Genomic DNA, 16,328 nt, shown 5'->3' with positions numbered 1-16,328 from the left:
GAATTGTGTTTAAAAAAGAGTTTGTTACTGGTTAGGGTTTTTAGAGAGAATAGGGTGTTTTTAGGGGTTTGGAAAGTTTAATATATTTGTATGGATTGTATAAATTTAGTTCTTTTAAAAAAGTTGTTTGGGTGATCGGCTACTTGGTTTATTGATAGAATTTTAAATAAAAAATAGAAATTAATATATAAATTCACGATGAAATTGTTAATTTTATTAATTATTAAGTTTAATTAACATAAACTTTATATATAAAAGTTAATATAATTTAAATAAGATAATTTATATCTTAAACTATTTATTTCATAATTATATTATCTTAAAAATTTTATTTATAAGGTGTATCTTATGAAAAAGCTTATTTCTAAGGGAAAGGTTTTAACCCTATTACTTGGGGTGGGATTTGCTTTAAATGTGAGTAGTGCAGAAAATTCAAATGTTCTTATTCAAGGAGAAGCTGCACAAGATGGCGATACTAAACCAAGAACGCTTGAGGGTTATGTGCACCAAGAAGATGCGTTTTTTAAATATCTTAAAGAACATCATCCTATGTTTAAATATGAAAAAGAAGGTCGTATAGTAGGTAAATATGCTATTAGTGATAGGGAAGAAGAATATGTAGAATTTTCTAATGGTCCTACTTTTGCACAGCAAAACAATCTAGCTCATACTTCAGTGACTTATCGTTTGGGAATGGAATCTTTTTTAGATTTTCCAAATAAATTTGTAGGTCCAAAAAAATGTGGTGAATGTCATCCTGCTCAATATAAAGCTTGGGAAAGATCACGTCATGCAAAAACCGTTCGTTTTCCTGATGAGTTTGAAGAAGTAGGAAATGATTTAAAAAAACCTATGTATAACTCACAATCTACTATTTTACCAGATGGAATTTATCCTGATGATGTCTATGCTGTAATTGGAACACCTAGAACAAAATATGGTTTTATTAATAGATGGTTGGTTCGTGGAACTTATCATGTTGAAGATGGAAATCTTAGCAATATGACAGGAAAAATAGTAGCCGGAGGTAATCAATTCTCAAGACTTTGGAGTGAGTTTTTAACACCTGAAATGACCAAAAAAATAGCAGAATTTTCTCCAGGTTTCCCTACTACTATGGAACAATTTGGAGGTAATGGCTCTCAAGTTTGGGGAACAAATTCTTATGCAGCACAATATCGTAAAAATATGCTTTTTCAGCCTGCAAGTTCTTATTGCGAAACCTGTCATAGTTTTAAATTTGATTTTAAAAGCAAAGAAGAATTTTATAAAGCTTTAGGAAATACTCAAGAGCTTAGAAAACATACAATTTCAAAAGGTATTTCTTGTGAAGAATGTCATGGTGCAGGTGCTCATCTTTATGGTGCTAGAGGTGCAGGTATGCCATCAAACTGCGAAAGATGTCATCAAAGATTTTCTTATAATGAAGAAGATGCTAAGAAAAATCCTAGAAAACCATTTAATGCCTTCTTCAAATCTAGCTGTCCAGCTTGTGGAACTGAAGGTGTGCAAATGTATAGTTCAGCTCACTATGATAAGGGTATGAGATGTTCTACTTGCCACGATCCTCATGAGGTTACTTTCAATGATTGGAAAGATGGATATACTAAAGTAGGGCTTAAAAAAACTTGTACAGATTGTCATGACACACAAGCTAGCTTCTTTAAACAAGGAGGAATTCATTCAAAAGATAATTGTACAGCTTGTCACATGCCAAATATGATGAGTTGTGAAAACTTTGGAGCAGTTCAAAATCCCGATAAAGGTGGATTTGATAATGTTAGAGCTTCTCACATTTGGAAAATAAAAGTTGATAAAACTGCTAAAACTCTTAATCCGCCAGAAGGTAAAGAAAGATCTCCAAAAACTCCAGGATGGACCATCGCTAGAGATGATGATGGAAGATTTTTCCTTGATTTAATGTGGGCTTGTGGACGTACAAGTTTTAGTGATCCAAATTTAATGGGGCCAGGTGCAAGTGGATGTCACAGTGCGGTTCAGTCAAATTTACCTAAAAAACTTCATTTTACAGATCAAGAGACTATCTATGACATTGTTGTAGGTTGGCAAAAACCTGTAAAAGATGGATATGAAAATATTCTTAAAGGCGTGAAAGAAATTGATAAAGCTATGGCTGAAAATCCTAAACTTTCTGTAGAGAAAAAATCTCGTGTTATTACTTTGGCAAATCAAGCAAGGGCTATTGCAGAAAAATTGCAAAAAGATGGTTCTTGGGGTGTGCATGGTCCTGTTTACTCTAAAAAAATAGTAGATGAGGCTTTGGTTTATATACAAGAAGCTAAAAATATTTTAAAATAAAATTTTCGCCCATTTTTTGGGCGAGTTTAAGGAGTAAATTTTGAAACAAAGTTTAATAAAATTTATATTGCTTGCTGTTTTTTGTTTTTCAACCCCTTTTTTACTTGCCGACGGAAAAATTCAAATAGGTATAGTTGAAGGTGTAACTCCTATCAGCATGAAAGATGCTGAAAAACTTTTAGGGCAAAAAAATGTATATTTTGTGGATGTTAATTCCAAGGAAGAAAGAGAAGTTGCAGGTAATATACCTAATGCTGTTTTAGTTGATGCGCAAAATTGGCAAAATTTATTACCTGATGATTTTAATGCAACTTTAATTTTTTATGGGTTGAATCGTTTTACTTTTGATGCTTCTAATATTGCAAATTTAAGCCAAAAATTAGGCTATACTCATGTTTATGTTATGTTAGATGGTATAGAATCTTGGGTGCTTTCTGGAAGAAAAGTTCAAAAAGAACAAATAGAAAAATGGCAAAACTCTAAAAATTTAGATGATTTTAAAGATAGTATTCATTCAAGAATGTATTTTGGAGATGTTCCAAGTTGTAGGGATTGCCACGGAAAAGGCGAAGATAAAAAATCTATTCGCTACAATAATGCTGCAAATTTGGATCTTATCAATAAAAACTGTGCAAGTTGTCATAAAGATGTAGATAAAGAATTTAAACACAGCATTCATCAAAATATCAGCCAAATACAACTTGATAAAGATGGAAAAAAGAAAAAAATTCCAACTTGTACCACTTGTCACGATATCCACAACAACGATCCATTAATGAATGCAATGACCTTAAAACAAAGAAGTGATTTTAAATGCGGCGAATGTCATCAAGATAAACAAGATCGCTATCATGATACTTTCCATGGTAAGGCTATGGTATTAAATAGTCCCGGTAGCGCTCCAAAAATCGCAGCCTGTTATGATTGTCACTATTTTAAAAGTTGAAAATTTAAACTCAACCCTATCGTCTTTAAATCGTGTTCAAACTTGTGCACAATGTCATCCAAATTCTAATGAAAATTTTGCCAATTTTATTGCACATGCTGATCATAGTGATGGAGAAAACTATCCTTTACTTTACGGTGCTTATATCTTTATGACCGCTTTAGTAATAGGAGTTTTTGTGTTCTTTGGTTTGCATACTTTACTTTGGAGTATAAGACTGATTTTAGCAAGACTTTCACATCCTATAGAATGGAAAAAAGCAAAAGAAAATGCACACAATGACAAGGTTTTAATCAAACGTTTTTCAACCTTCCATAAAATTCAGCATTTCTTTATGGCGGCAAGTTTCTTAGGACTTGCTTTCTCAGGTTTGCCGCAAAAATTTTATACCGCTCCTTGGGCACAAACCATGATAGATCTTATGGGTGGACCAATCGGTGCAACCATAGTGCATCATATTAGTGCTATTGTTATGTTTATAGTCTTTTTCTCTCATATTGGAGAAATCATACTTGTAAACTGGAAAAGAAGAGATTTAGTGCGTGATCCACAAACAGGAAAACTTGATAAAATGAAAATTTTAAAAGCCCTTTTTAGACCTGATTCTTTAATGCCAAATTGGCAAGACTTTAAAGATATGAAAGCACATTTTAAATGGTTCTTTGGCATGGGTGAAAGACCACAATTTGACCGCTGGACTTATTGGGAAAAATTTGACTATCTAGCAGTATTTTGGGGTATGTTTGTTATAGGACTTTCAGGATTGGTTTTATGGTTTCCTACTTTCTTTAGTACCTTTTTACCAGGTTGGATGATCAATCTTTGTTCTTTAGTGCACTCTGATGAAGCTTTACTTGCAACAGGATTTATCTTTGCAATCCACTTCTTCAATACTCATTTTAGAGCAGATCGCTTCCCTATGGATATGGTAATTTTCTCAGGAATCCAAAGTGAAGCAGAGATTAAACAAGAAAGAAATGCGTATTATCAACGCCTAAAAGAAAGCGGAAAGCTTGAAAGTTTATATGAGAAAAACTCTAAATTTAATTCTTATAAAGGCATTGCTAAATTAGCAGGTTATTTGATGCTGATTACAGGAATGATCTTTTTATTCTTGATGATTTATGCTTTTATAGTGGATTTGTTAAAATAATAATTGCCTAGATTTTCTAGGCAATTTTAAATGAAAGGATTTGATGTTAAAAAAACTGATTTTAGGATTTATAATATTATTATTTTGTGCTTGTAATGATGAAAAAATAGATGAAAATATTCTTTCTAAAGGAACAAAAACTACAGAACAATACAAACAAGATACAAACAATCTTGATCTCAACTCTTACAAAGAAATCGCAGAATTTTTTAAAGACAATCAAAATATTGTTTTTTCTGACAAACCTGTGCTAATTATTTTTAGTGCAAATAATTGTGTTTATTGCGATAAATTAAAACACGAAATTCAAAACAACAAAGAAGTTCAAAATATCTTAAAAAACACATATAATTCTTATTATATCAATACAAGTTATCATAAAATTTATAATTACGACAATAAAAAAACAAGCACAGAAGAACTTTCAAGAGAATTCAATATAGACGCTACGCCTACTTTGGTATTTTTTACTCCTAAACATAAAACTTTACTGATTTATCCTGGTTTTATGAGTGCTAAACGCCTTGCTTTGACTATGGAAATTTTAAAAGATGAAAAAAATCAAAAGCTTAATGAAGATGAGCTTTTTAAAACACTTTTTCTAGCATACAAGGAGAAAAATGTTTAAGAAAATCTTTTTTTCCTTTTGGATGAGTCTTATTTTACTTTTTATCTATGCTCTTTCTTGTGCAGTAGCGACTTTTGTCGAAAATGATTTTGGCACAAATGCTGCTAAAGCCTTAGTTTATAATGCTTTATGGTTTGATATCTTACACCTTTTGCTTTTAATCAATCTTATAGGTATTATTTTTATACACAAACTTTTACAAAGAAAAAAATATGCTTCCTTGCTCTTGCATAGTGCTTTTATAGTAATTTTACTTGGCGCTGCAATCACGCGTTATTTTGGCATAGAAGGAGGTATGCACATTAGAGAAGGACAAAGTTCTGATATCATTGTGACAAGAGATGAATTTATAGCCTTAATGCTTTATAATGATGAAGGTAAGGTTGTAGAATATCAATCCTTTGGAGTAGCTTTTAATCCTTTACTCCATAATAGTTTTGAAAAAAAAGTTTCCATGCAGCAAAATAAAACTATAAATTTAAAACTACTTGATTATGAAAAAGCTCCTAATGCAATGAGCAATCCTATCATCAAAATGCAAATTTCTTTTAATAATGAAAGCAAAGAAATTTTACTCACTCCAAATTACAACAATGAAAATGTTTTACCTTTTAGATTAGGAGGTGAAATTTTTGCACTCAACTGGGGTCCTGAAGAGATTAAACTGCCTTTTTCTTTGGCTTTAAAAGATTTTATCCTAGATCGCTACGCAGGTTCTATGAGTCCTTCTTCTTATGCTTCAGATATCGAAGTGATCGATCAAGATAAAAGTTTTGAGTATAAAATTTTTATGAATAATGTTTTAGATTATGGCGGATATAGATTTTTTCAAAGTTCTTATGATCAAGACGAACAAGGCACCATACTTTCAGTCAATAAAGATCCTGGAAAAATTCCAACCTATATAGGCTATACTTTGCTGACTTTAGGTTTTTTATGGATTTTATTTGCTAAAAACTCAAGATTTCAAAAATTATCAAACTATCTTAAAAATCAAAAAAATCTTTTATTAATTCTTTTTTGTCTTTTTGCTTTTAACATAAAAAGTTTTGCCGATGAAAATACCTTAAAGCTTATACAAAATATCAAAGAAAATTCTGCAAAACATTCTATGCTTTTTGGAAGCTTACTTGTGCAAGACTTTGATGGCAGGATAAAACCTATCGATACTTTAGCGATGAATTACATCCATAAAATTACCAAAAAAAATGATTTTTTAGGTTTAAACTATAATCAAATTTTTCTTGGTATGATGATGCATCCACAACATTTTAGACAAATAAAAATGATTAGCGTAAAAACTGCAAAGCTAAAAGAAATTTTAGGTGTGGATAAAAATGAAAAATATCTTGCTTATGATGATGTTTTTGATGGAGATTTTTACAAACTTTCAAACTATATAGAAGAAGTAAATCGCAAAAAACCTGCTCTAAGAGATCAGTTTGATAAAGATATTTTAGCTCTTGATGAAAAAATCAACACCGCTTTTTATATCTATAGCGGAGAAATTTTTAGAATATTTCCTGATCCAAGCCAAAAAACCTATACTTGGTACTCTCCTGCTACACCTATGCCTTTTGATTTAAAGGATATAGAAAATATACAAAGCTTATTGGCAAAATATTTTTTTGATTTTGAACAAGCTCTTAGTACCAAAGATTTTTCTAAAGCCGATGAAAGTTTAGAAAGACTTAAAAATTTCCAAAATTTTTATGGATCAAATCTTATCCCTACACCTACTCAAATTTCTTTAGAGCTTTTTTTAAATCATTATAATATTTTTGACAATCTCACCTCTATTTATCTTTTACTAGGTAGTATGCTTTTTATCTTATTAGTCTATGAAATTTTAAGCCTTAAAAAAGCTCCAAAAATGCTTAAAAATGCCATTTTTATTCTCATTGCTTTAAGTGTTTTAGCTCATGCTTTAGCTTTAATCTTTCGTTGGTATGTAGGAGATCACGCTCCTTGGAGTAATGCTTATGAAAGTATGGTTTATATAGCTTTTGCTTGTGCTTTTGCGGGACTTGTTTTTTATAAAAGATCTTCTTTAGCGCTTTGTACCGCAAGTATTATGGCTGGAATTTCTCTTTTTGTAGCACATCTTGGTTTTATGGATCCACAAATTACAAATCTTGTGCCCGTTTTAAAATCCTATTGGCTTAATATCCATGTTTCTATCATCACTGCAAGCTATGGATTTTTAGGACTTTGCTTTTTGCTTGGAGTATTTAGCTTGATTTTATTTATGTTAAGAAATCCAAAAAAAGCTCAAATAGATCAAAGTATTTTAAACTTACATTGTATCAACGAAATGGCGATGATAATAGGACTTGCTTTACTCACTATAGGAAATTTCTTAGGTGGAGTTTGGGCAAACGAAAGCTGGGGAAGATACTGGGGTTGGGATTCTAAAGAAACTTGGGCTTTAATTTCTATTATTGTTTATACTATGATTTTACATCTTAGATTTATCTCAAAATTTAACAATCCTTACGCCTTTGCAAGTGCGAGTGTTATAGGATTTTATTCTATTTTGATGACTTATTTTGGGGTAAATTTCTATCTTTCAGGATTGCATTCTTATGCAGCAGGAGATCCTGTGCCTGTGCCTAAATTTTTATATTTTTTCATTGCTTTTACAGTGATTTTAATTTTAGGAGCATTTTTTAAAAGAAGACTTAAAAATCCTGTATAAATTTACCCTTGAAATTTCAAGGGTAAATAAGAAGTTAGAATTCTTTTCTTGAATCCATAGAGCCTACGATTTTTCCAGTTTTTGGATCGACCATGATAGCATTTACATCACCCATATAAGGTTCTTTTGTGATTTTATAGCCCATTTTTTCAAGATTGTTTTGCACATCTTTGATGATTCCAAAAGGCTCTGTTCTGATTTCATCAGGTAGCCACTGCATGTGAAATCTTGGAGATTCTACCGCTGTTGATATATCCATTTTATGATCGATCACATTTGAAATCACTTGTAAAACTGTCGTGATGATCCTAGAACCACCTGGACTACCTACTACCATAAATACTTTTCCATCTTTTAGTATGATAGTTGGACTCATAGAGCTTAAAGGTCTTTTTTTAGGTTCTATAGCATTAGCTTCTCCGCCTACAAGTCCGTATAAATTTGGCACGCCTGGTTTGATTGAAAAATCATCCATTTCATCATTGAGTAAAAACCCTGCCCCTTCAACCGCAGCGCCCGAACCATAACTCGCATTGATAGTATAGGTAATGCTTACAGCATTGCCTTTGCTATCTAGTACAGAATAATGAGTGGTATTATGTCCTTCGTGAATTTGCCCTAAACCAGGTTTTACTTTTGAGCTTGGCAAAGCCTTATCTTTTGGAATTTTTGCATAAATTTCTTTGGCGTATTCTTTGCTTGTAAGTTTATCAAGTGGGATTTTTACAAAATCAGGATCGCCCATGTATTCTGATCTATCCGCATAAGCTTGACGCATAGCTTCAGTCATTATGTGTAAAGTTTTAGAGCTTGCAAAGCCTAAATTTTCTATATTGGCATTTTCCATGATATTTAAAATTTCGATGATATGAGCACCCCCACTGCTAGGTGGTGACATGGAAATGATATCATAACCCCTATAAGTGCCTTCTACAGGTTTTCTCCAAATAGCTTGGTATTGTACTAGATCTTCTTTAGTGATAATGCCTTTGTTTTTAGCCATATCCGCTGCTATTAAATCAGCGATTTTTCCCTTATAAAAAGCATCAGGACCTTCCTTTGCGATAAGTTTTAAAGTTTTTGCTAGATCTTTTTGGACAAACAAATCCCCGCTTTTATAAGTGCTGCCATCTTTTTTAAGGAAATATTTGCTTGAACTAGGAAATTCTTTAAACATATCTTTAGCTTCTAGCATGGTTTGTTCTTGTCTATCGTTGATGAGATAACCTTTTTCAGCTAGTTTTATAGCAGGAGCCATCAAGTCTTTTAGTTTCATAGTGCCGTAGCGATCAAGCATAGCACTCATACCTTTAACCGTTCCTGGTACTCCAGCAGCTAGATAACCTATAGTTGAAGCATCTTTTATAACTTCTCCTTTGCTATCAAGATACATATCTCTGCTTGCTTTTAAAGGTGCCATTTCTCTAAAATCAAGCGTGGTATTTTCTCCATTGGCTAGATGAATGACTGCAAAGCCACCACCACCTATGTTTCCTGCTGCAGGATGCACTACAGCCAAAGCATAACCTACTGCTACAGCTGCATCTATGGCATTTCCGCCTTTGTCAAGAACTTCTTTGCCTATTTTATTGGCTAGTTCATGACTTGATAAAACAAGTCCTGTGCCCGTTCTATCTTGTATAGGTGGATTAGCTGCACCAAAACTTAGCGTGATTGAAATCGCAAATATAGCAAAATAACGCATTTTACTCCTTTTTAATGATATATAGAATTATTGTAACAAAACTAGGGGTATTGATAAATTTAAAAAATGATATATTTTTATAAAAATATTTAAAATTTTAAAATTTTGTATCAAATATTCTCATTTTATATAATTATTTTTTTATAAAATTACAAAAAGTAACTTTTAAATTTTATACCAAACTTGAGATTTTTTTGCTAAAATATTTAAAATTTATTGAAAGTGCAATATGAAATTTGAAGCTATAAATGAAAAAGAATTTTTAAATCCCTACCACCGCAAAAAGCCTATCTTAGAAACAGAATTAAACGAATTTATCAAAACTTTAAAAGACTACAAAATAAATTTAGAAAACAATCTCAAAAACAACGAAGATTCCCTTGTAGCAAATGCTCTTAGCAAATTTTTTGAAAATTTATCTTTTCAATGCGAAGTCAAAAGCATACACAAAGGCAACAGCGGTATAGACTTGGCCTTAAAAAAAGATGGCCTTACCCAAGTCATCATCGAAGCAAAACTGCCTCATTCTAGAGAATTTTTTAGCCCAAGCAAACCTAATTGCAAGGCTTTGCATGAGTGTATTTTATACTATCTTCGTGAAAGAAAAGCGTTAAATTCATCGCTTAAGCACATCATCATCACGGATTTTTATAGCTTTTTTATCTTTAAGGCGGATTTGTTTGAAGAGCTTTTTAACAAAAACAAGTATTTTAAAGAAGCTTTTGAAAATTTTGAAAGCAAAAACTCGCTTTTTAAAGGCAATACCGATGAAATTTATCAAGAATTTGAAAAGATTTTAAATGGCGATAGCACTTTAAAAGGGCTTTTTGTGGATTTAAAACCTATCTTAGAACAAGATAAGTTAAGCTTTGGTAAGCTTAAGCCTTTGTTTAAAATTTTTAGCAAAGATTGTTTGCTAGGTGAGTTTAACCCTAACGATGCAAATTCACTCAACAACGCTTTTTACAAAGAACTTTTATACATCTTAGGGCTTTATGAGAGCAAACAAAACTCAAAACTCATCATCGCAAAAAGTGAAGAAAGCAAAGAAGAGCAAGGAACTTTCTACACCGCTATAAACTCTAAGCTTAAAGAAGAAAATTTTGAAACCATCTTAAAACTTTTGATCTTATGGCTTAATCGCATTTTGTTTTTAAAGCTTATAGAGTCAAATTTGGTGCGTTTTAATGATGATAAAAATTTGAAATTTTTAAATTTCAAAAAAATCCCTGATTTTGACAAGCTTAGCGAACTTTTCTTTGAAGTTTTAGCCAAAGAAAAAAGTACGAGAAAGAAAAGCGAATTTGCTTATCTGCCTTATTTAAATTCTTCTTTGTTTGAAAAACAAAGCATAGAAAACACACTTGAAATTTCAAGCTTAAGCAATGACTTAAAGCTTTTTTACTATAAAAACACTGTGCTAAAAGATGATAAATGCAAGGCTAAAAAAGGACAAGTGGGGCTTTTAGAATACTTGTTTGAATTTTTGGATAGCTTTGATTTTGGTAGTGATGATGAGCAAAGCGAAATTTTAAGCCAAAAAGAACTCATAAGCTCAAGCGTTTTAGGAAATGTGTTTGAAAAACTCAATGGCTACAAAGAAGGGAGCTTTTACACGCCAAGCTTTATCACTTCTTATATGTGTAAAGAAAGCATCACAAAAGTTGTGCTTGATAAATTCAACGCTCAATTTGATCTTGATGCTAAAGATATAAGCGAACTAAGAAAGTCTTTAAGAAAAGAAGACAAAAAAGCACAAAAAGAGCTTTTAAACTCTATAAAAATTTGCGATCCTGCAGTGGGAAGCGGGCATTTTTTGGTTTCTGCTTTAAATGTTATGTTAAGCATTTATGATGAGATAAATCTTTTTGATGAAGAATTTTATCTAGAAGTGCAAAACGATGAAATTCTCATCACGGGTAGAAAAGGTGAGTTTATAGAGTATAAACGCCCAAAAACACCTAAAGATAAAGCCCATCTTATCCAGCAAGAACTTTTTCATACCAAAAAAGACATCATAGAAAACAACCTTTTTGGAGTCGATATCAACCCTAACTCATGCGAGATCACCAAGCTAAGGCTTTGGATAGAGCTTTTAAAACATAGTTTTTATCAAAGCTTTGATGATGAGAATTATCACGATCTTAAAACCCTGCCAAACATCGATATAAACATAAAATGCGGAAATTCTTTGGTATCTTACTTTGAAACAGGCAAAAGCCTAAACCACTATCCTAACATCAAAGAACGCATTAACAAATACAAACGCATAGTAAAAGACTATAAAGAAGGCTTTTACACAGATAAAAGCCACATCAACCAAGAGATAAAAAATCTCAAAATTTCTTTTAAAAATTTCTGCTTTGCGGATAAATTTAAAAAAGAAATGAAAAGCTTTAATGATAAATGTGAAAAATACTCTAAAAAATACGGAAATTTCTTAGCCGTAGATGATGAAAATTTGAAATTCTTTGTTAGTGCGAATTTGACTCTTTTTGACTTTGATGAAAAAGAAGCCACAAAAGAATTTGCAAATCTTAAAAAAGAATACGACAATATCTTCAACCTAGAAAGCAATCACCCTTTTGAATGGCGTTTTGAATTCCCTGAAATTTTGGACGATGATGGAAATTTCAAAGGCTTTGATCTCATCATCGGCAATCCACCTTATATAAGACAAGAGGAGCTTAAAGAACTCAAGCCCCATTTAGCTAAAAATTATAAGGTTTATAAAGGCACGAGCGATATTTATACTTATTTTTATGAACTAGGATTTAATGTTTTAAAAGATAGGGGGGGGGGTATTGAGCTATATCACTTCTAACAAATACACGCGTGCAGGATATGGGGAAGCTTTGCGTGAATTTTTGCTTAAAAATGTTAAGTTTTTAGAATACACTGATTTAAATGGTATAAAAGTTTTTGATAGTGCTACAGTGGATACTTCCATACTTTGTTTTGAAAAATCAAAAAGCAAAGATAATAAATTCAAATACCTTGCCCTAAGCAATGAAATTTTAAAAACTTGTGCTTATGACATTGGCTTATATAAGGACTTTGCAGAATTTTCGCAAAATTCTTTAAGCAAAGAAAGCTTCACTTTTAGTGATGAGAATACTAGTGCTTTAAAGGCCAAGATAGAACGCATAGGAACTCCGCTTAAAGAATGGTATGGGCTTAATATCAACTATGGGATAAAAACAGGCTATAACGAAGCCTTTATCATCACTACTGAAAAAAGAAATGAAATTTTAGCAAATTGCAAAGATGAAGCCGAAAAAGAACGCACCGCCAAACTCATACGCAAAATGCTACGCGGACGCGATATAAAAAGATATAGTTACGAGTGGGCGGGACTTTGGGTGATAAATACTCACAATGGTTACAAAAATCAAAATGGAGAAAAAGTAGAAGCGATAAATATAAAGCATTATCCTAGTTTAAAAAAGCATTTTGATGAATTTTATCCACAATTAGAAAAAAGAGCTGATAAAGGCTTGACTCCTTATAATCTTAGAAATTGTGCTTATTTAGATGAATTTGAAAAGGAAAAGATAGTTTGGAACCCAGTAAGCGGAGAATATTTATTTTCTTATATTAAAGAACATATATTTTTTAATAATTCTTTGTTTATGATGACTTTAGATGTTTTTAGTTTGAAGTATATATTAGCTTTTATGAATTCTAATTGTTATAAATGGCTAATTACTTTAAAAACAAATTTAATACAAACAGGTTCTTATGCTTATGGAGCTAAAGATAAAATAGAAAGACTTCCTATACCAAAAATAAATTCAAAAAATGAAAAATTAGCCAATGAGCTTATAAATTTAGTCGATGAGATTTTAAAAGCCAAAGAACAAGACAAAAACGCAAACACCCAAGAACTAGAAAATAAAATCAATTCCATCGTTTATAAACTCTATAACTTAACTGAAGAAGAAATAAAAATCATAGAAGGGAAATAATATGTATAAAGGAAGAGATGATTTAATTTCACCAGAAGAAGCAGAAAAAGGCGTTGAAATAGTTTCTAAAATATGCGGAGTTGATAAAGAAAAAATACATTATCCGACCGTGGAATGCAATGGTGTAAACATAAGTAATCAAGAATTTGATTTTTTTTCTACGGGCTTGTTAGATACAGATTTTAAATATGAAATTAAATTCACTAACTGCAAATTTGGCTGTCTTGAATATTTTTGCTTATATAAAACAAGCAATAGCTTTTTAATTTTTGAAAATTGTGAATTTGATTATATATGCTTAAATAATGATTTGGTTACCAATAATACATTTGAATTAAATAATAAATTATATTTTTTTGATTGTAAATTTAATGAGAATATTGACATTGGAAAAGTTAATATTAATGCTGAAATAAAATTTAATGGTTGCATTTTTAAAGATGTTTTTTATTTTAATGTTAAAGAATATTTGGCAAGTATTAAAATAAAAAATTGTACTTTTTATAAATCATTTTTTATGTTAGGTTCTTTTAAAAATGAAGCTCGTTTTGATAATTCTATATTTAAAGATTACGCTGATTTTCATGAGTGTGAATTTGAAAAAACTGCTAGTTTTTATGGAGTGAGATTTGAAAAAGCTCCAAATTTCAGTGCTTGTTATTTTAAAGAACCAAAAGCTGTAAATTTAACAAATGTAAATATAGACAAATTAGATTTTAAATCATTAGAACAATATATAAAAGATAATTATCAAGATGGAAATTATAAAAACGCAATTAAAAATAATGAAAAAATACAAAAAGATGAAAAAGAGCTTTATAGGATTGAAAATGAGCATAAATTAAGATGTGCTAAAAATTTAAAAGATTCTTTTAGGGTTATAAAAGATGTTTTGATAAATCAAAATAATACTTTAGAAGCTCAAGAATGGCATAAATTAGAACTTTATGCGAAAGAGAAAGAATTGGAAATTCAATTAAGTAAAAATAAAAATGACAATTTAAAAAAAGAATCTAAAAATCAAGTATATAATCCTAAGGATTATGAAAAATTTAATTATTCAAAAATTATATCTCTTATAATATTTTTATTAAAAACAATTGGATATTTATCTGTAAATATATTAATAATTATTGAGTTAGTTTTGGTCGCTCCATTTTTTACAATAATGTTTTATTGTGTTTATGTTGTATTTTTTATATATAAAATTTTGACATTTATTCTAAAATCATTTTATCCTTTAGATATAAATAAATTTATAATCTTTTGGAGGATAAAATTTAATAAAATTAAAAGAAAATTGATAGTTTCCGGAAGAAAGATGCTAGATTTTACTTTGTGGTTTGATTGTGTTTTGTTGCAAGTTTATAGGAATACTAGCAATCACCATACAAATTTCTTAAAAATTTTAAATTTTACGATTTTAATGATTTCATTGTATGCTTTTATGGGTTTTGTATTTTCAAAAACCATAAATTTTATATCATCCTTTAATTCAGTATCGATAATTATAGCAAATTATTTTATTTTGTTTGCGTTGATTATGGTGTTTTTTAATGTCAAAAGACAATTGTATCAGCAAGGCAGTATTTTGTTTTTCGGTATTTTTGGCATCTTTATAATATTGATGATGTCGTTTTTATTGCCTGTATATATTCCAACCTTTTGTTTCTTAGTTTATTTTGCAAGTATATTATTTTTCTATCTTTTATTTCTCTGCGAGATTAAACTTTTTGTTTTTATTTTAAGATTGGTAGCTTATGGTTGTTTGATTGTAGTTATTATTTTAAAACCACAACTTATCAATCCTTTTGTAGGAATTTTTTCATCAGATAAGCTTTATGAAAGTCAATTTGAAAAAAGTTTAAATGATTTAAATGCGAGTGCTATTGTAAATCTAGCAAGCATATTGCAAAATGATTTTAATCTCCATTTAAAAGATCAAAATATTTCTTTTACAGAGTTAAATTCAGCTAAAGCTTTGATAATGGCAAATAAAGAAAAATTAAAAGAAATTTTATCTAAAGTGTATAATGATAAATATGAAAGTGATTATAAAAAGGTTTTAAATGAACTAGAAAATAACACATCAAATGTAAAAAATATCATAGAAGAGATAGACAATAAAAACAACAATAGCGTTGTATCTGCTCAACTTAATAAATTTTTAAAATTAAATTTTAGTCAAGAAATAGATATTTTATATGCGATAAAAAGTAATTTTTCTATATCTGAAAAACTATCACCTGAGCAAATGGCTCTTTTTGATCAAAAAGACAGTCAAGATAAATTAAAAAGTGTCTTGGCTCTTTTGAAATTTAAATCAAGTTTTGAAGGGATTTTGGAAGTGATAAATCAAGATGAAATTATCCAAAACATCATAAAATCCACTAGTGTTTTATATAGCATTATACTTTTGCTTTGTATATTCTCACTCCAAAAAACTGCACGAAAAAATTCCATAGTACCAAGTTGAAAGGTTAAGTAAAGGGTTAAAATGAAAGAATTTGATGAAAAATTAGCACAATATGGAATTTTTACTATAAATGGTGTGGAAAATATAGATTTAATTAAAAAAGAAATTGTTTTAGAAAATATCAGTATAGAAAGAATAGATTTTAATATTTTACAAGAAAAAGGCATTAAAAGATTAATTATAAAAAATAGTGAAATTTTAGAAATTTATTTTTCTAAGACAAATAATTTTTTTATATATTTTTTAAATTGCGATTTCAAATGTAAATTAATTGCTAAAAAATGTATTTTTCAAGATCAAGTCAAATTTATAAAATGTATTTTTGAAAAATGTGTCGATTTTAATGCTTCAAAATTTAAATCAAAAGTCAGTTTTACAATTTCAATTTTTAAAGAAAATGCTAGATTTATAAAAACTGAATTTTTAGCAAAATGT

Annotated in this window: 5 protein-coding genes and 3 pseudogenes; 7 read left to right on the top strand and 1 reads right to left on the bottom strand. The window is 29.9% G+C overall.

Annotated elements, in window-relative coordinates; translation table 11 throughout:
* Nucleotides 1–348: 348 nt before the first annotated feature.
* From ELQ04_RS06995 to ccsA, 4 genes and pseudogenes are all read left to right on the top strand, one after another.
* Nucleotides 349–2,319: a cytochrome c3 family protein gene (locus tag ELQ04_RS06995; protein WP_002939003.1), complete on the top strand. Its 1,971-nt coding sequence runs from the start codon at nt 349–351 to the stop codon at nt 2,317–2,319.
* Between the two features lie 40 nt (nt 2,320–2,359).
* Nucleotides 2,360–4,418, top strand: a pseudogene (locus tag ELQ04_RS08975) (rhodanese-like domain-containing protein).
* A 43-nt stretch (nt 4,419–4,461) separates the two neighbouring features.
* Entirely contained in the window at nt 4,462–5,046 is a 585-nt protein-coding gene (locus ELQ04_RS06985) for a thioredoxin family protein (RefSeq protein WP_002939000.1), read from the top strand.
* A complete protein-coding gene (gene ccsA, locus ELQ04_RS06980; protein WP_044794801.1) occupies nt 5,039–7,744 on the top strand; it encodes a cytochrome c biogenesis protein CcsA in 2,706 nt (901 codons plus the stop codon). The genes ELQ04_RS06985 and ccsA overlap by 8 nt, the downstream gene beginning before the upstream one ends.
* A 34-nt stretch (nt 7,745–7,778) precedes the next feature.
* Here the strand turns inward: ccsA and ggt are convergent, their stop codons facing one another.
* Nucleotides 7,779–9,449: a gamma-glutamyltransferase gene (gene ggt, locus ELQ04_RS06975; RefSeq protein ID WP_044781189.1), complete on the bottom strand. Its 1,671-nt coding sequence runs from the start codon at nt 9,447–9,449 to the stop codon at nt 7,779–7,781.
* A 229-nt stretch (nt 9,450–9,678) separates the two neighbouring features.
* On the opposite strand from ggt, the pseudogene ELQ04_RS06970 reads away from it, so the two are divergent.
* From ELQ04_RS06970 to ELQ04_RS08785, 3 genes and pseudogenes are all read left to right on the top strand, one after another.
* Nucleotides 9,679–13,417: pseudogene (locus tag ELQ04_RS06970) on the top strand (Eco57I restriction-modification methylase domain-containing protein).
* Between the two features lies 1 nt (nt 13,418).
* Complete coding sequence (locus ELQ04_RS06965) at nt 13,419–15,893, top strand: pentapeptide repeat-containing protein (protein ID WP_002857711.1); 2,475 nt, start codon at nt 13,419–13,421, stop codon at nt 15,891–15,893.
* A 21-nt stretch (nt 15,894–15,914) separates the two neighbouring features.
* A pseudogene (locus ELQ04_RS08785) lies at nt 15,915–16,328 on the top strand (hypothetical protein); the annotation flags it as partial.

This window comes from Campylobacter sp. CH278 (genome assembly GCF_004378845.1).
Lineage (GTDB): Bacteria > Campylobacterota > Campylobacteria > Campylobacterales > Campylobacteraceae > Campylobacter_D > Campylobacter_D jejuni.
This window is presented reverse-complemented; position numbering and strand designations above follow the sequence as displayed.

What these genes read in the sequence shown, in the direction of transcription:
- ELQ04_RS06995 (WP_002939003.1), top strand. Translation starts at nt 349, where the DNA reads ATGAAAAAGCTTATTTCTAAGGGAAAGGTTTTAACCCTATTACTTGGG.
- ELQ04_RS06985 (WP_002939000.1), top strand. Translation starts at nt 4,462, where the DNA reads ATGTTAAAAAAACTGATTTTAGGATTTATAATATTATTATTTTGTGCT.
- ccsA (WP_044794801.1), top strand. Translation starts at nt 5,039, where the DNA reads ATGTTTAAGAAAATCTTTTTTTCCTTTTGGATGAGTCTTATTTTACTT.
- ggt (WP_044781189.1), bottom strand. Translation starts at nt 9,449, where the DNA reads ATGCGTTATTTTGCTATATTTGCGATTTCAATCACGCTAAGTTTTGGT.
- ELQ04_RS06965 (WP_002857711.1), top strand. Translation starts at nt 13,419, where the DNA reads ATGTATAAAGGAAGAGATGATTTAATTTCACCAGAAGAAGCAGAAAAA.